Origin of the sequence: Streptomyces sp. SS7 (assembly GCF_037993025.1) — a bacterium.
Taxonomy (GTDB): domain Bacteria; phylum Actinomycetota; class Actinomycetes; order Streptomycetales; family Streptomycetaceae; genus Streptomyces.
Genome location: NZ_CP141223.1, coordinates 2,613,664 through 2,628,735, shown reverse-complemented (window position 1 = coordinate 2,628,735; position 15,072 = coordinate 2,613,664). Strand labels below are relative to the sequence as shown.

Sequence of the window (15,072 nt, the reverse complement as noted above, 5' to 3'; positions counted from 1 at the left end):
CCTTATGTCTCGTCGGAGTCTTCTGGGGTGCGTGCTGAAGCGGTGGGCGCTTTGCTCACCCGGTCGGCTTGGGAGAGGGCTGTTCCTCGCTGGCGGCAGCGAGGGCGTCGCGGGTCTTGCTGGAGGCCCGATAGGCGTCCAGCGACGTCACCGTGCCGTCGTGAGAGGTGGAGTAGGTGAAGACCAGGAACTCGCTCTTGGCAGCGCTGTTCTGATCCGGTCCGACGCGGACTGGATCGAGCCGGGCCACCCCCGTATAGGAGTAGTTCAGGCCCTGCACCCGACTCACACTGATGTCCAGATCAGCGAGCGTGTACGTTGTCCCAGCGCCCTTCGTGGCTCCGGTCGCCGTCATCCACTCCGGTACGAACTCGGTGAGCACCCGGGACTTGTGGTCGAGGAAGTCGTAGCGCGCGTCGAGCAGTACCTGCTGCTCCTTGACGGTCCGGGTCGACGTCGAGCTGTCGGTGAGGCTGAGCAGGAGAGACCGGCCCGTCGCCCTGTCACGGTTCACTCGCTCGATGTCCATGCCCAGCAGCTGAACCAGCAGCGCCGTGTGCTGTGTTGCGAGCTTGGCCTGCGCGTCGCCGAGGTTGCTTTCGAGCTTCTGAACAACCGCATCGGCCTGGGTGTCCGACGCGGCCGGGCCGTCGCTGAGCAGACCGGCTCCGAGCGTGACCACCGAGAGCGCGAGCAGCGCCCCGGTACCGCCGAGCAGGATCTTCCCGGCGTGCTGGCGCAGCTTGTCCCTGATCTCCTCGTTCACGGTGCCTTCACTTCCTGCTTCAGGGCCTCGCCGGTGGCCGTCGTGCCGGTCTGGATATTCACGAACGCCTTGCGGACCAGGTCGTAGTCGGCGCGGGCCCAGGCCAGCACCGCCGGCTTCTCGCCCGCACCGGTCCTGGTCTCCATCGCCAGCCAGGTCACCGTGATGGTGCTGTCGTCGTTGACCAGATAGGGCACCTGGGCGACCCACTCAAAGCCGGAGTTGAAGCTCATCGGGATCCCGACGCCGGCTGCCACGTCCTTGTCACTGGCGAGCAGGTACCACGGCCCCAGGTTCGACTGATGCACCGAGGGGGCGAAGTAGGGGATGAGGTTGCGCAGTGTCGACTGAGACGTCGCCGTGTCGAGCATGCCGCCGTCTGCTGCCACGCTGGGCGTCAGGTAGCGGTAGTTGTTCTGCAGCTTTGCGACCTCACCAGCCGCCGTCAGGGCCGCGGTCAGACCACGCTCGGCGTCGTCGGCCTTCGGCAGCGCCGCCGTCTTCGCCTCGGCGATCCTGATCTGCTCCTGCAGAGAGGAGATCTCCGGCGCAGCCGTATCGCTCACCGCGCTCTGACCGCCGGAGAACCCCGCCGGAGAGTACGAAGCACACCAGTGCGCCCACACCCATGCTCACGCCGGCCACGAGGGTGCGCTTGCGCAGGCCGCCCGCGGGCTCCGTCTGCTCAGGAGTGTCCGCGCCCTCCTGCGAGGACGCGGACGTCGCGACGAAGCGCGTCTTGCGCACTGCGCTCCCACCCGACTCATCGGTCTGTGTCGATGCCATTGGCCCTCAACTCGCTGATTCACTCGAATATCAGTGCAACTCTATCAATGAGACGAGTCGAAAGGGGGTCTTGGTTATCCGGAATAGCGAGTCTCGCCACTCGCCGGGACGCCGGAGAGATTCGAGACCTTGCCCTGGGCGTCGACCGTGACGAAGAGCAGCGCGCGCCGGTGCGCCGTGACACTGGCTTTGCTCGACTTGTTCTGGGTCACTGCGTCGGAGGTGGCCTCGACATCGGCCAGGGCGGCGTAGGTGTAGACGCCCGCCTTGACGTCGACGACTTCGATGTCCGGATCCGCGCCGAGGGCCGAGTTCAGGCCGACCGTGTCGATGTAGTAGTAACGCCGCCCCTGGGAGTCCTCGTTGAACCTCGACGAAGGCATGAACGACTTCAGGAACGTCTCGTTCTCGGTGAGGCCGAACCGGCTCTTCAGGCTCTCGCGCGCCGCTTCGTAGCTCTGTCCCGAGTCCCATGTGAAGGCCATCGAGAGCAGCGACTTGATGCGCTCACCGTCGGTGCTCAGCCGGTTCTGGCTGACGCCCAGGGCCGCCATAACGTCCGCGTTCACCTGCTCGGCGTTCTTGTTCTGGATGCCTGTCAGATGTCCCTCGACGTCGTTGATCTGGGCTTTCTGCTCAGCCAGGGCCGCGTGCTGGCTGCTCCAGGTCACACCGGCAACTGTCGCGACGACCGTGAGGACCGCTGCCGTCACCAGGACCGAGAGGTTGCGCCGGAAGAATCCCCACCGCGTGGATGCTGCCGTCTGCTCCGTCATCGCCTCCCGCCCTTCTTCTGTGTGCCCGTGCCGCTGAGTTCAGGGACTCCGGACCCGGCCGGCATCTTGATCGCGGGGTTCTCGTACTGAGCCCCAGCAGCGGTCACCACGAGCGCCAAGTGGCCGAAGGCCCCCGTCGTGGCGTTGCGCACGTAGCGCGCGCTCCCCCAGGCGAGCACCTCGCCGCTCTTCGTGTCCCGGCACAGCCAGACGACCTTTGCCTGGTTCGTCGCGCCCGAGCCGTCCTTCACGCTCAGATCGGGCATCACCGTCTCGACCTTCCACGCGTACGTGCTCGGGGCGGCTGCGTTCTGGCCGGCGTAGCGGATGTACCAGGCGTAGCGCGGATCGATCTCGGTAGTCGCATCGAACGGCGTCAACGACGAGGTGCCGTACGCCTCCTTGTCACTGACCAGGAAGGAGTCCTTGCTGAACAGCGGCGCCATGTCCCGGCGGTGCTTGATGATCTCCAGCGTGGCCTGGTTAGGGGCCCCGTTGTTCCGGCTGGGCTGGACGCTGGCCTGGTGGTACAACGTGGCGAAGGTCTGCTCCCCGGTCGCGACCTTCTTCGCGTCGGCGGCTGCCGCCTCGGTGAGCTTGGACAACTGCGCGCCGGCGTCCGCCTTCACGGGCGTGAACCGGGCATTATCCAGCTGCCCCTTGAGCTGGATGATCTGGGCCTCGTTGTCCGCCGTGCTCGCCTTGAAGCTCTCGCCAGCCACGCCCGTGGCGACGACCAGGGCGAGGATCCCGACCCCCATCACTGCGGTCACGCTGCGTCGGATCAGGCGCGCGCTGTCCTCCGGGCTGCGTGTCTGGACCCGTTCGCGCTGGCGCATCGTCCAGCTCGCGAAGCGCTCTTCGAGCTCCGCTCCGGTGACCTTCTTGCGCGTCTTCGGTGCCGCGGGCTTCTCCTCGGGCATCGACCCGGTCTCCTGCTCGGGGCCCGTGCTCTCGGACTCGTCATGGGCTGTCGTCACGGAACACTCCTCACTCCACGTTGCTCTCATAAACGACTCAAGTCTATCTCTAAAGGCATTCGTGACCGACTCTGAATCCATTCGATAAGGGCTCCAAAAAGCGAAGCCGGCAACGCAGGGCCTGCACCGGACATGAAGAAGCCGGTGCCCAGATCGCCCGGCACCGGCTTCTCACTCCCAGATCAGATGCAGTGCATCAGACCGTCTTGATCTTGCCGGAGGGGAGCATCGAATCCGACATGTCCACGAACTTCCAGCCCTCGGCCGCCATCCGCGCCGCGCTGTCGACACGGACCCGGCCCATGAAGGCGCAGTAGCCGGCCTCGCCGAGGATGACCTTGTCGCCCTGGACGCCGAGCACCACGAGAGTGTGGCCGGCGGGAGTGGATCCCGGGCCGGAACCCACCGAATACGCCGTCGGGGTCGAGGACAACTGCTTGCCGGTCTCCCTCGCGATCGTGTACGCCGTCTCCTTGCCGTCACCGGCCGGGTAGGTCTGGAACGTCGTGTACTTGTTCACGAAGTAGGTCGAGAACGACACGCAGTTCTCAGCGTGATTGCTCCCGCACGGGCCAGGACCACCCTGGTCGCCGTAGCGGTCGTCGAGGAACTTGTCGCCCTCCTTGTTGAAGAGGTCGACGAGGGCCTGAGCCTCTTCCTGGGTCATCCCGCCGTCCTTCAACGAGACGGAACTGCCGCCCTTGGTGCTGCAGTTGCCCAGGATCGTGTTGATGCCGTTGACGATGTTCTCGATGATCCCGCCGACGATGTTCTTGACGTCGCCCACGATCGAGCTGTCGACCGACCAGCCGCTCATCTTGCCGAACCACATCTCGGCGTTGTCGCCTCGTGCGGTGAGCCCGGCCGCGCCGTCAGTCGAACGCTCCCAGTTCTCGTGGAAGTGCAGCGCCGCCGCACGCGGGGAGCCCTGCGACGTCTTGAGCATGTCCTTGAAGACCGTGACATCGCCCGGGTTGTCGCCATCGACCATGAAGGCCAGCTGGGCCTTGATCGTGAACCAGTCGACGCCCTTGCTCTTCGCGTACTGGCGCAGCAACGTGTTGCGGCCGAACGTCCACTGCCCGAGACCGATGCCGTTGTCCGTGTTCTGCGCTGCGCTGGCCTTCCCGGCGGTCATGGCATACGTCCCCGCGGGGAAGTTCTGTACGCTCGTCGGGTCGATCCCGGACTCCTGCGACCAGTTGCCGAGGATGCCCGCGATGTTCTCCTTCGGCATCCCCCAGCTGCTGAGCACCGAGTAGATCTCCTTGGCGTTCTTCTCCACGCCCGCCGGGACGGCCGCCCCGGAACCGTTGCCGACGCTACCCGCGTTGACGACGCACGCCGTCCCGTTCGCCTTGATGCCGCCTTCTGTCAGCGCCGTCGAGTTGAGGACGCCGGTCAAGACCGTGCCCAGCAGAGCCACGGTGGCGGTCAGCGCGACCACGCCCGACATCGCTGCCGCCACAGGGGCCATCGTCGCCGTGACGGTGACGCCCAGGACCGCGCCGACCCCCTTGGCTAGAAAGCTGCCGATCGCCATGAACGGCGCAGCGATCGCATGACCAACCGCCTTGGCGATGCTGACGATCAGCGTCCACAGCAGCTTCCCTGCGTTGACGGCCATCGCCATGGCCGCAAAGAACATGGACTTCAACCAGTTCAGCAAGGCCATGGCCATGACCACGCCCATGGCCGGCGGAGCAGCAGCCGCGCCACCGCCGACGGCGACGCCCTTGGCCGCCTTCGAGCCCAGGCCCTCGTCGTTCTTCGACGCACCGCGCTCGTAGCCCGTGCCGCCGGCGCCCAGCTCGCGCTGGTCGGCAGGCTTGGCGTCCGGGCTGCCGCCGGTGACCTTGGACACGCCCTTGACCGAGTCCTGGGCCCCCTCGACGCCGACGTTCTTCGCTGCGCCAACGGCGGCTCCCGGAAGCCCGCCAGCCTGTGCGCCGGCCACGGCACCGGAGACGGCAGCTCCCGCGTAACGCCCGGCGTTACGGCGGGCCGCGCTGCTGCCGTCTCCCTCGATGGCCTTCTGGGCCGCGCCTCCGGCCATGTTCCCGGCGACGCCGTTCATGCCCTGCTTGATCTTCGACCCGGCATTCGCGGCACCGGCCGCCTTGCCTGCGGTCTCTGCGGTCTTTGCCGCGTCCGGCATCTTCGGCGCAGTGTTCGCCGCGCCAGAAGGACCAGAAGAAGCAGCTCCCAGCCCCGGGAGCTGCTTGGGCACGCTGGCCTTGCCCTCGGGAGGCTTCTCGATGCCCTCCTCGGGGCCGAGGCTCTTGGTCCCGCGACCTTGCCGGGGCACCCCCTGACTCACCGACGTGCTCGGCTGGTCCTTCGGCGTCCCCTTCTTGGGACTCCGATTCGGCTTGTCGGTGGCCATGTCGCTTTCCTTTCCGGCTCAATGCCAGGTAGCGGGATGCGTCACTTCCTCACCGCACTCAATGGAGAGTGGTGAGGAAGCCCTTGTCGTCGCGAATGGTGCTGTTGGACTGCACGTCCCGCAGACTCACGTCCAGTCGGAGCAGGTCGAGCGACAGATCAGACTCGTACTGCGACTTGTTCCGGGAGTAGTTCTGATACGCCTGTGAAAGGTTGTTCATGATGTTCATGAGGGGGCGCATCGTCACGTCAGAGGACTGGTAGTCCTTCGTGAGGCTGGTGCCGTCCGAGAGGATCCACTGCATGTCCGAGATCTGCTGGCTCGTCGGATCCGAGCCCTCGTCACGCTTCTTGGTGAAGAACTGGGCGTAGCTCTGACCGGCCGGCACCAGGGCGTCGAGGTAGCCGTCGTAGACGTTGCCTGCACGCCAGTTGAGGTCGAAGCCGCCCGGGACGACGTGCTTGGTCTGCAGCGCCAGCGTCGAGACGCCGTCCTTGGCCTCGGCCGCGGAGACGCCCGTGATCTTGTCGGTGGCAATCGAGACCGGAACGGTCGGCGGACGCAGGAACAGGCCGTCGATCTTCGTCGTCTGCAGGTCGGACGTGTACGACTGAATCTGCGTCAGATTCGTGCGCATCTCGACGAGCTTCTGGTCCAGAGCATCCCTGGCCTCGGCCTCCATCTCCTTGAGCGCGACCTCGTAGTAGGCCTGCGCAGGGTCGAAGGCCACAGCGTCGAGCGCCGCGACCTTCTGAACCCCGGATGCGCCGGGGTTGAAGAAGACCCGCCACTGGTCGTACTTGGAGAAGGTCTCGTCGCCGGCCAGCTTGCCGCTGCTCTGCGCCTGCTCCCCTCCGGGCGTGGTGAGTTCGGCGTTCGCGCGGACCGTCAGGTTCAACACCTGGCGGTCGAAGGGCCGGTCGGCGTTCAGGAGGACCCCGACATAGCCGGTCGAACCGAAGGCGTAGAAGGAGCCCTTGATCCCGCTGGTGCTGACCGGCTCGCTGTTCAGCGAGGTGTCCGACCCGAGCAGGAACGCCCTGTAGTCCGCGGCGTTGTACGAGATCTGAGCGGTCGGACTGAAGTGCATCATCACGAGCGCCTTGTTGCCGCTCTCGTTGGTGTAGACCCCGTCGACGGTGCCGTCGAGATTCGTCTTCGACGTCTTGAAGTCGCTGGTGTACAGCGCCGTCTGCGACAGCGAGTCACGCTCCGCCTGGTACGCCGAGGCCCCCGATGCGCTGATCACGATCGCGCCCGTGACCGCGAAGATGCCGAAAAACACCCCAAAACGCTCGATCGCGTGGTGCGAGTCGAGCTTGAACTTCCTGCTGAAGGCCAGTGCCTTGTCCTTGATCCCCATGCTCTGCTCTCTCTCGTGCCTGCACCGTGCTGCGGGCCCGGATATGGCGAACCGGGCCGGAGGAGGCCTTGCACCTCAACCGACCCGGTTCGCTCGACGCCTCTGTCCCCGGTCGTGTGCACGGACTGTGACGGCCTCTTACTTGGAAAGGCCGCTCAGGAACCCGCTGAACTGATCGGCGGTCTGGACGATCACCGTGCCGCCGCCAAGATCCGTGATGGTCTGCTGGCCGCCGGAACCGACCGTCGAGATCAGCGACCACCCGCCGGTGCCCAGGGCTCCGCCGACGAGAATGAGGAGCGCGATCGTGCCCCAGCCCTGCTGCTGACCCGCGGACTGCGGGTTGGCCATCAGCTTCTTGATCAGGAGCACACCGCCCCAGACCAGGCCGACAGCACCGAGCAGCATGAGCAGAAGACCGCCCCAGAGCTGGATCTGGGACTTGGCGTTCTGCAGGAAGCTGGTCAGGTCCCAGGCTGCACTCGGCAGGGAGGCCTGCGTGAGGACGGCTGCCTCGTAGATCTTCGTCACGGTTCTTTCCTCTCGCCTTTCGAATCATTCGGTGGCATGACAGTGAGTCACAAGGCAACAAGCGCAGCCCATCCACCCGGTCGGGCAGTGATAGAAGCCGTAGTGGTCTGTGGGCATGCTGTCGGCTCCCCCCCGCTGGCTCGTATACGTGCGCATCAGCAGTGACTAATCTACCCCATTCGAATGGCGTATTGCAGAGGCGTAAGAAAGGTCTATTAATAAAGAGCCGAAAGGGACTCGGAAACGAGGCGAATCGGCATCGCGACGCGCGACCGCAGGGCCGTGGTGGACGCCTGTGGAATCCGCAGTGCGAGATGTGTAATGTGCCGCTCCAGCACTGCTGCGGCGCCGGCCTGCTCGATTTCGAGGCGGGCCACCCTCACACACCCCGTCGATCGCGATCTTGACCAGGAAGTGCCAAACCGCCATGAACCCACTGCCCGGGGACCTTTTCGCCCGCCGACTTCGTCAAGAACGCGAACGCCTCGGCATCAGCCAGGCAGAGCTAGCACGCCGTATGGCCGCACTGCTCGGCACGAACGTCGACTCCACCGCCATCACACGCATCGAGCAGCAGACCCGCGCGGTCAGGCTTGACGAGGCGGTCACCGCTGCCGAGGCTCTCGGGGTCCCTCTGATCACACTGGTCAGCGACAACTACGCCCGCGAGAACGAGGCTGAGATCCAGAATCAGCTCGCCGAGCTCGCCCTTGCCGAGCAGGAATGGGAGAGGCTGCGCCAGAAGACCCACCGGATCACCCAGACCATCCAGCAGCTCTCCGCCGAGCGGGAGGCCTTCCGCTCTCACGCGCTGGACGTCAACCCTGAAACCGCCGGCGACTACGAGCTCGATCCTGAGACGCAGGCCGCTCTCGACGCCCGGATGCGTGATGTCCGCAACAAGCCGGCCGGAGAGGTCACGGACCCAGGCGCATGACGCTGTTGCGGGTGGCCGGGTTGAACTCCCGGTCGTAGGCGTTCACCGTCTCGGGCTTCCGTCACCGGCCGGCCCGCATGATCTCCTCGGTGCTCGCGCCGTTCCGCCTTGCCTGAGTGACGCGACCAGCTCGCAGGCTGTGGAAGCTGTACGCCGACCGATCCATCCTCAAGGCCGCCGAGCAGGGGCCGTGGCCGAAGGCGAAGGGCTGGCAGGTCCAGGATCTCGACACCGACTTCTTCGGCACCATGCTGCAGCAGCTTGTGGACGCGTGCGACGAGCAGTTCACCGGCACCCCGCAGTTCCGCTACGGCAGCCGGTAGTACGACCCGCCCGGGCCAGGGCGGCCCGGAGTCCGGTCAAGACGTTGACCACGCTGCATCAGGAGCGCGCTCACAGACGGGTGGTCAAGGTATTGGTCACCCGCTGACCATGGAGGATGCCGTAGCCGGGGTGCTGAAGGCGCGGGACGTGGAGGCCGCGGCCCTGTGCGCCGCGTACGCCCCGGGTAGCGGGCGCGAGCTGTCTCGGCGGGCCGCCCCGGTGATGTCGGGGCCGCTGGTGCTGCGCGCCGTCGGCGAGACGGGTAATCCGCCTGGAGGGTGATTCTCCGGCGAAGCGCCAGAAAAGCGACCCGCAGAACGGGGGTGTGCGTGGCCGATCTCGGGAGCACCGGGGTGACGGGATCTCTGGAGCCCCGACGGGCCGCCGGTCGACGTTGATGGCGGAGTAGCTGATGTTGTCCCGCTCGCTCCCGTCGGCGTACCGGGTGATCACGCCGGTGACGTTGGCGAACCGGCGCGGGCACGAACCGGTGCGTCACGTCCACTCGGGATCGGGCCGCTCGCCGGCCGAGCCCAGCAGCTCCCCCATCGCGCGCACGATCTCGATACCCGCGTCGTCGAGGCGCGCCAGGCCCTTGTCGACCTCGAACAGGTCCGGGGCAGCCGTCACGTTCACCGACTCCAGCGCCGCCGCGTGCAACGCCACCACGATGTCCTGCGCCGCGGGCAGCACCCGCGCAGGACCGTCGCGCACGAGGTTCTGCAGGTACGTGCCCAGCTCGGGCACCGGATTCTCCGTCGTCATGATCGGGAACGACCCGGCAGCTCAGCCGTCACACGAGACCGAGGAACGCTGGGATTCGGCCATATCTCGTGATCGCCCAGGCGTGGCCGGGAACGTGCTGGCTACGCTGCCACCAGACTCCTTCCGGGCTCTCCCCCCGTAGCCCGCGAGGGACGACAGCAAGACCCCCGCTCTGTCAGGTCAGACGGGGGTCTTGCTGGCGATCTGACATCAGGAGGCAGACGTGCCGGTGGACATGGCTACATGCGTGCGCGAGCACACGGAGCGGTACGCGGCCGCGCACGGCGGCCAGCACCCGCTGACGGAGTGCATGCCCTGGGCTGAGGCGATCGTGTCCTGGCTGGAGGCTCTGCCGGGTGACGACAACCCGCACGGGGCGCCTCCGATGTGGCATGGCCCGAACCGATTCGGCCCCAGGGTGATCAGCCCCGACGAACTCACCCTCGCCATCGCCGAGGGGATGCGCCTGGACATGGCCCTACGGGCTCTCCCCATAGGCGACCTGCCCCTCTTCGGTGTACAGGCAGTAGCCCGCGACTGGCTCCGCTGGGACATCGTCCCGGGCACGGCGCAGTGGCCCGCGCCGGACGGCACCCCGTACGTCGAGCAGTGGAAGGCGCTCTTCACCGCCGACGCCGAGCGGACCAAGGAAGCGGCCCTCAGCGCGTACTGGGCGATCGAGGAGCTGGACAAGCACTGGCACGACATCCAGATGTCGACGGCCTGGTTCCACCGGCTGCACACATACAAGATCGTCTACGGGCGGCTCGCGGACGTGGCGCCGCTGCTCGGGCTCACCATGCCAATCCAGGTGCGCGAGCCGGGCGACTACATCAGCGTGCCGGGCCTGCTCGTCGAGCAGGCGGCCTAGCGGCGCATCAGGCAGCGTCGACGAGCGGGGTCAGCTGCACGCTGAGGTGATGCTCCGGCTCGGCGTGCGGGACACCGTCCGCGCTCAGGAACAGGTAGAAGAACTGCGTGGTGAGCGGCTTCGAGGTCGAGGACCCACCCTTGGTGACGCCGGTCAGGGCGCCAGCCGAGTAGACGTGCGGCAGCCACTCGGGGCCCACGATCGCTTCCACCCAGGCCCGCGCCTCCGCCGGGTTTACCGGCTGGCGCGTGCCGAGCTGCTTGTGCTTCGCGGCGACCGACAGCGTCAGCAGACTCCCTTCCCGGCCCGGCTGCTCCAGGAGCGCGGCCTGGTCGCTGATGTCCCCGACGAAGCTGAGGGTGGCATGCCGATCGGTCACCGAGCGCACCGGACCGAAACGGTGCGGCACCGTCAGGCCCCCCGCCCGGTACTGCTCCAGCACGGATGAGGGCAGTGCGGAGGCCAGCTCGCTGTCAGCCGGGTCCGTGGAGAACAGGCCCCGGCGAAAGCGCCGCAGCTCCTCCTCGTGCTTACGCAGAACAGTTCGTATATCGACACGCATGCCGCCCACGCTACAAGCCGCAACTGCTCCTCTGACCTGCACTGACCATGAGGGCTGTCACATGCGGGCGGGCGCGTCCTCGGGGTAGACCACCGTCACGCCGACCGTGTCGAACCGACTCTCCGTGTCGCGGTCCGGGTCCTCGATGTACACCTCGATCTCCTCCAGCGCGTCGGTGAGCGCCTGGAGGACATCGTCGATGGCCACGGGCGGCCCGTCCTGCCGCTCCAGGACGGCCGTGATCGTGAAGGTGTCGCGCTTGGGCATGACGGGGCCCCTCAACGTGCGATCGGATGCAACAAGAGGGGTTGAACACGTCCCGTACTGCAACGACTGCCCGCCCGGTCGCCGAGATGCTGAAGGCACGCGATGCGGAGGCCGCGGCGCTGGAGAGGTTGTGCTCCGCGCTGCGCGCCGAGCACGCCCCGGGCAACGGGCGCGAGCCGTCGCGGCGGGCGGCTCCGGCGATGTCGCGGCCGCTAGTGCTGCGCGCGATTGGCGAGACAGGCAATCCTACCGAAGAGTAATTTTCCGGCGAACCCCCAGAAATGCGACCCACAAAACCGGGGTGTGAGCGGCCGATCTCCACGGTGCCGGGGTGATGGGATCTCCGGCACCCTGACAGGCCGCTAGGGGGTCGCACAGCGCTTTTCGCCCCTCCCCTCTCCTGCCTGGACCCATCTTCATCGAGTTAGGCTGTCCTTACCTCCTATTCCTCGAAGAATGCGAGGTATCCTCGACGAGGCGGGAGGTGAGGTGCCGTCAGGAAACCGGGCGTCAGCAAGGATTGAGACCTTGACAGTTAGCGACGGAAATGAAGTCTCGGGGGTGCCCCGCGTCCGCGAGACCCTCACCGCCGAGGCACCCGATGGCTCCGGCGCCGTCGAACCGGCCGACGTGTTCGACGCCGAGCTCGTCAACGACGTGGTGTCCGCGCACCTTCCGGACCGCGCCGCATACGAGCCCTCCGCCCCCCGCTACCGAGTCACCCGGGACACCATCCTGGGGCCGGGGGAACTGCCACCGCGCGTCGAGGAGCACCCGGGGTTCACCGAGGACGACTTCCGGGTCTCCGAGCGCACCCGCGAGCGTTTCCGCCGCGCCGCGGGCGGCCGCTCCCGCAACACCCGGATAAACCGCGACTCCACGCGGAACCGCTTCCAGGCCTGGTGCGAGGCCAACGGGCGGATGGCCCAGCCCTCCACCACCGCAGCGCACATCGCCGAGTACATCGGCACCCTGATGGACACCGGTCAGCCGAACGGTACCCCCTACAGCCCGGACACCTTGCTGGCCTACCTTTCCCGCATCCTCACCTGGTACCCCAAGGGCGAGCGCCCGGACGGCTCGAAGATCCGCGACATCATCGAGGACTACCGCGACCTGGAGTACCCGGCCGGGCTGAGCGACCAGGCCGCGGCGCTCACTCTGGAGCACCTGCTGCCGGTGCTCGACGCCATCGACGAGTCCACCCGCATCGGACGGCGGGACGCGGCCGCGCTCGTCGTCGGCTACCGGCTGCTTCTGCGCGGCATCGAGATCGCTGACCTGCCCAACGCCGACCTACGCCCGGCCCTCACCGGCCCGCGGCCCGGGGTATGGGTCCGGGTCGCCAAGACCAAGACCACCGACGCGAAGACCGCCGCCTGGCGCTTCTACGCCGACCGCGACGACCTGCGCTTCGCCGCCCGCGTCGCCGCCTGGAAGGCCGACCTCGCTGAGCTCGGCGCGGATGCCCCTCACCTGCCCTTCCTGCGCGCCCTGACCAAGAAGGGCAACCTCCAACTCGGCCGCGGCCACGCCACCGTCCGAGGTCTGCGCCTGTCCGGACGTACCATCAACACGATCATCCAGACCCGGGCGGCCGCCGCCGGAAAGGAGATCATCGGCGGGCTGCCGGTGCGCTCGCATTCGCTGCGAGTGGGCGCCAACAACGACCTCAAGCGCGGCGGAGTCTCCAGGGCCCGCCGCAACGAAGAGGGCCGCTGGTCCCCGGACTCCCAGCTCACCGACACCACGTACACCCGCGCGGACGCCCTGGCCGGCGCCCAGCAGGACGACGTTTTCGAGGCCGTGCCCCTGTACGGGCAGTGGCCGACGCCTGAGACGCCGTCCCCGGCGCCGCCACGGGCCTGAGAGATGAACCGGAAACGTGCAGGGCAGGGCGATATTTTGGCTGATGGTGGCGCCGGTGAAGCGATGCCAGTCGCCGACCTCGACGGCCAGCCCGAAGGCAGTCAGTACGCTGACCCCGCGCAGGCACCCCAGCCGCCCCACCACCGGCGCGAACGGCGAGACGGCGGCCATCTGCTCGATGGCCCCACACCGCCTCCGTCTGCGGCGCCAGCCGCAGCGACCGGATCCCCCCGGAAACTCCATCGATCGCGGCCCCGACGACCGAACGCGCATGAACATCCAGCCCGGCATACGTACGCTCGAACATGACCGGCACATCCCACAATTGGGGCTCTATCGTCACTCAGAGTGGCGGCAACCCGCGCCAACTGCGAGCGAGGCGCCGGTTCTCCATACGGTCTAGGCTCGTAGGCATGGGAATCGACTGGGAGAACATGCTCGGCACAAGCGGCAACGGCCTCAACGGTGCCTACGACAGCGCGGTCTCCGCGGTCATCTACAGCGAGGACCCGGGGGACGACCGTCGGCCACTCCCAGTCGGCGAAGAGCGCGACGATACGGACGGCCTGCGCTGACCTGAGCGCACACACGAAAACGCCCCGGTGAGCCGGGGAGTTTTCGTTGCATCAGGGTCGTGTCAGGGGCCAGCCAGGAGGCGACCGAGCTCAGCCTTGCGCTCCTCGGGGACCTCCGGCCAGTTGGCGACGAGCTTCGCCGCCAACACGTCGAGGTCTTCCTCGACCTGCCCATCGGAATGAGAAGCGTCGACCGGCTCGGCAGACGGAAGGAGGTCCGACTCGCAGATCTTCAGTGTCATGGAGCCGGCATCGGAGACCTCTCGTTCATCGCTGAGATGTCTCGTGCGTCCGCGCCCTGCGCGGCGAGCTCTAGCCCCATCATCCCTCGTCCCGTGACCCTTGTGGGTCTTACGGTCTGGCATCTGCCTGGATTGGCAGCACCATCCCCGTGCGACCGCTGCCGGAAATGGCAGCCCGTACTCCGTGACCGCGGCTCGCCTTCAAGGCGGACAACTCGACGGGGCCCTGAACGCCCTGCGCCCCGTGCTCGACCTGCCACCCCACCTGCGCGTCGCAAGCGTCGACGTACGCTGCGGCCGGGTCCTTGATCTTCTGCGCGGGCGGTTCAGCGACGCCCCGGTCGGACGGGCGGCCATCGACGAGGTGACCGCCTCCAGAGAGAGCATCTTGCTGCCCCGCGCGACCGGACGGTGAAATGGGCGGGTGGCTCCCTTGGTGACGTCCCGTGGCCCCTTCGCCCAACACCGACTCCACCGCACCGTCCAACTTGCGTGCCAGTACGCCGGACTGCCGCAGACAGATAAACCCGAGTTGATCCATGTCACGATGAACGCGCTCTTCAAGATCCCCGGCGTCCCGGTCATCGTCCGTATCGCCCCGTCTGCCGCACTCCTGGCGGACACTGAACGTCTCGTTCAGGTCGCGCGCTGGCTCGACGCCGTCGACTTCCCCGCCGTCCGTCTGCTGCCCGAGATCCCTCAGCCGCTGCTCATCAACGAAACCGACCACATCGTCACGTTCTGGCTCTACCTGCCGCAAGATGGCCGCCCGACGCCGCGTGCGTACGAACTCGCGGGCCCACTACGCCAGTTGCACGCTCTACGCACACCGGAGTTTGACCTTCCCCGGTGGGAGCCCATCCGGGAGATGCGTGAACGCCTGGCCGATTCGTCGATCCTCCCTCCCCGGGGATCAGGCATGGCTCGGTGACAGCGTCCACGAACTCGACGAGCAGCTCGGCGATCTCACCTACCCACTCCCGCACCGGGGCGGCGTCATCCACGGTGACGCCTACGTCGGAAACCTGCTCCGCGGCCCCCATGGCGAACCTGTGTTGTGCGACCTGGACTC

The 15,072-nt window shown here is 67.2% G+C and carries 19 protein-coding genes; 8 read left to right on the top strand and 11 right to left on the bottom strand.

Translation table 11 applies throughout. The annotated features are described in order from the left end of the window. Nucleotides 1-55 precede the first annotated feature (55 nt). From U5640_RS11770 to U5640_RS11740, 7 genes are all read right to left on the bottom strand, one after another. Nucleotides 56-766, bottom strand: coding sequence for a hypothetical protein (locus tag U5640_RS11770; protein ID WP_340375751.1), 711 nt, complete (start codon nt 764-766; stop codon nt 56-58). Then, entirely contained in the window at nt 763-1,332 is a 570-nt protein-coding gene (locus tag U5640_RS11765) for a hypothetical protein (RefSeq protein WP_340375750.1), read from the bottom strand. Before U5640_RS11765 ends, U5640_RS11770 begins: the two co-directional genes overlap by 4 nt. 294 nt (nt 1,333-1,626) lie before the next feature. Then, complete coding sequence (locus tag U5640_RS11760; RefSeq protein ID WP_340375749.1) at nt 1,627-2,328, bottom strand: hypothetical protein; 702 nt, start codon at nt 2,326-2,328, stop codon at nt 1,627-1,629. Then, complete coding sequence (locus U5640_RS11755) at nt 2,325-3,251, bottom strand: hypothetical protein (RefSeq protein ID WP_340375748.1); 927 nt, start codon at nt 3,249-3,251, stop codon at nt 2,325-2,327. The genes U5640_RS11760 and U5640_RS11755 overlap by 4 nt, the downstream gene beginning before the upstream one ends. 253 nt (nt 3,252-3,504) lie before the next feature. Then, nucleotides 3,505-5,694, bottom strand: a complete 2,190-nt coding sequence (locus tag U5640_RS11750; RefSeq protein ID WP_340375747.1) for a phage tail tip lysozyme — start codon at nt 5,692-5,694, stop codon at nt 3,505-3,507. Between the two features lie 58 nt (nt 5,695-5,752). Next, nucleotides 5,753-7,057, bottom strand: coding sequence for a hypothetical protein (locus U5640_RS11745; protein ID WP_340375746.1), 1,305 nt, complete (start codon nt 7,055-7,057; stop codon nt 5,753-5,755). Nucleotides 7,058-7,195: 138 nt separating this feature from the next. Further along, on the bottom strand, nt 7,196-7,588 hold the full coding sequence (locus tag U5640_RS11740; RefSeq protein ID WP_340375745.1) for a hypothetical protein: 393 nt from the start codon (nt 7,586-7,588) through the stop codon (nt 7,196-7,198). Nucleotides 7,589-8,015: 427 nt separating this feature from the next. On the opposite strand from U5640_RS11740, the gene U5640_RS11735 reads away from it, so the two are divergent. The 3 genes from U5640_RS11735 to U5640_RS11725 all read left to right on the top strand — a co-directional run bounded on the left by U5640_RS11735 (nt 8,016) and on the right by U5640_RS11725 (nt 9,131). Continuing rightward, nucleotides 8,016-8,525: a helix-turn-helix transcriptional regulator gene (locus U5640_RS11735; protein WP_340375744.1), complete on the top strand. Its 510-nt coding sequence runs from the start codon at nt 8,016-8,018 to the stop codon at nt 8,523-8,525. Nucleotides 8,526-8,641: 116 nt separating this feature from the next. Continuing rightward, a complete protein-coding gene (locus tag U5640_RS11730) occupies nt 8,642-8,848 on the top strand; it encodes a hypothetical protein (protein WP_340375743.1) in 207 nt (68 codons plus the stop codon). 109 nt (nt 8,849-8,957) lie between these two features. After that, a complete protein-coding gene (locus U5640_RS11725; protein ID WP_340375742.1) occupies nt 8,958-9,131 on the top strand; it encodes a hypothetical protein in 174 nt (57 codons plus the stop codon). A 213-nt stretch (nt 9,132-9,344) separates the two neighbouring features. Here U5640_RS11725 and U5640_RS11720 read toward each other — a convergent pair whose 3' ends face one another. Further along, the gene (locus U5640_RS11720) at nt 9,345-9,614 is read right to left on the bottom strand and encodes a hypothetical protein (RefSeq protein WP_340375741.1); all 270 of its coding nucleotides are present in this window, start codon (nt 9,612-9,614) and stop codon (nt 9,345-9,347) included. A gap of 247 nt (nt 9,615-9,861) precedes the next feature. On the opposite strand from U5640_RS11720, the gene U5640_RS11715 reads away from it, so the two are divergent. Then, nucleotides 9,862-10,485, top strand: coding sequence for a hypothetical protein (locus U5640_RS11715; protein WP_340375740.1), 624 nt, complete (start codon nt 9,862-9,864; stop codon nt 10,483-10,485). A 7-nt stretch (nt 10,486-10,492) separates the two neighbouring features. Here the strand turns inward: U5640_RS11715 and U5640_RS11710 are convergent, their stop codons facing one another. Further along, on the bottom strand, nt 10,493-11,047 hold the full coding sequence (locus tag U5640_RS11710) for a hypothetical protein (RefSeq protein WP_340375739.1): 555 nt from the start codon (nt 11,045-11,047) through the stop codon (nt 10,493-10,495). 57 nt (nt 11,048-11,104) lie between these two features. Then, nucleotides 11,105-11,314 (bottom strand): hypothetical protein, encoded by a 210-nt coding sequence (locus U5640_RS11705; protein WP_340375738.1) that lies wholly within the window; start codon nt 11,312-11,314, stop codon nt 11,105-11,107. Between the two features lie 528 nt (nt 11,315-11,842). On the opposite strand from U5640_RS11705, the gene U5640_RS11700 reads away from it, so the two are divergent. Both U5640_RS11700 and U5640_RS11695 read left to right on the top strand, forming a co-directional pair. Then, nucleotides 11,843-13,183, top strand: coding sequence for a hypothetical protein (locus U5640_RS11700; RefSeq protein WP_340375737.1), 1,341 nt, complete (start codon nt 11,843-11,845; stop codon nt 13,181-13,183). Between the two features lie 413 nt (nt 13,184-13,596). Beyond that, nucleotides 13,597-13,758: a hypothetical protein gene (locus U5640_RS11695; RefSeq protein WP_340375736.1), complete on the top strand. Its 162-nt coding sequence runs from the start codon at nt 13,597-13,599 to the stop codon at nt 13,756-13,758. A 62-nt stretch (nt 13,759-13,820) separates the two neighbouring features. Here the strand turns inward: U5640_RS11695 and U5640_RS11690 are convergent, their stop codons facing one another. After that, nucleotides 13,821-14,000 carry a hypothetical protein gene (locus U5640_RS11690; protein ID WP_340375735.1) on the bottom strand — a complete coding sequence of 60 codons (180 nt, stop codon included), beginning with the start codon at nt 13,998-14,000 and terminating at the stop codon, nt 13,821-13,823. Nucleotides 14,001-14,184: 184 nt separating this feature from the next. Here U5640_RS11690 and U5640_RS11685 point away from each other — a divergent pair, with 184 nt between their 5' ends. Both U5640_RS11685 and U5640_RS11680 read left to right on the top strand, forming a co-directional pair. Continuing rightward, nucleotides 14,185-14,415 (top strand): hypothetical protein, encoded by a 231-nt coding sequence (locus U5640_RS11685; protein ID WP_340375734.1) that lies wholly within the window; start codon nt 14,185-14,187, stop codon nt 14,413-14,415. 132 nt (nt 14,416-14,547) lie between these two features. Continuing rightward, a complete protein-coding gene (locus tag U5640_RS11680; protein ID WP_340375733.1) occupies nt 14,548-14,931 on the top strand; it encodes a hypothetical protein in 384 nt (127 codons plus the stop codon). Nucleotides 14,932-15,072: the final 141 nt, after the last annotated feature.

Coding starts and splice junctions, on each gene's coding strand:
- U5640_RS11760 (WP_340375749.1), bottom strand. CDS start 2,328: ATGACGGAGCAGACGGCAGCATCCACGCGGTGGGGATTCTTCCGGCGC.
- U5640_RS11755 (WP_340375748.1), bottom strand. CDS start 3,251: ATGCCCGAGGAGAAGCCCGCGGCACCGAAGACGCGCAAGAAGGTCACC.
- U5640_RS11750 (WP_340375747.1), bottom strand. CDS start 5,694: ATGGCCACCGACAAGCCGAATCGGAGTCCCAAGAAGGGGACGCCGAAG.
- U5640_RS11745 (WP_340375746.1), bottom strand. CDS start 7,057: ATGGGGATCAAGGACAAGGCACTGGCCTTCAGCAGGAAGTTCAAGCTC.
- U5640_RS11735 (WP_340375744.1), top strand. CDS start 8,016: ATGAACCCACTGCCCGGGGACCTTTTCGCCCGCCGACTTCGTCAAGAA.
- U5640_RS11725 (WP_340375742.1), top strand. CDS start 8,958: ATGGAGGATGCCGTAGCCGGGGTGCTGAAGGCGCGGGACGTGGAGGCC.
- U5640_RS11720 (WP_340375741.1), bottom strand. CDS start 9,614: ATGACGACGGAGAATCCGGTGCCCGAGCTGGGCACGTACCTGCAGAAC.
- U5640_RS11710 (WP_340375739.1), bottom strand. CDS start 11,047: ATGCGTGTCGATATACGAACTGTTCTGCGTAAGCACGAGGAGGAGCTG.
- U5640_RS11705 (WP_340375738.1), bottom strand. CDS start 11,314: ATGCCCAAGCGCGACACCTTCACGATCACGGCCGTCCTGGAGCGGCAG.
- U5640_RS11695 (WP_340375736.1), top strand. CDS start 13,597: ATGGGAATCGACTGGGAGAACATGCTCGGCACAAGCGGCAACGGCCTC.
- U5640_RS11690 (WP_340375735.1), bottom strand. CDS start 14,000: ATGACACTGAAGATCTGCGAGTCGGACCTCCTTCCGTCTGCCGAGCCG.
- U5640_RS11680 (WP_340375733.1), top strand. CDS start 14,548: ATGAACGCGCTCTTCAAGATCCCCGGCGTCCCGGTCATCGTCCGTATC.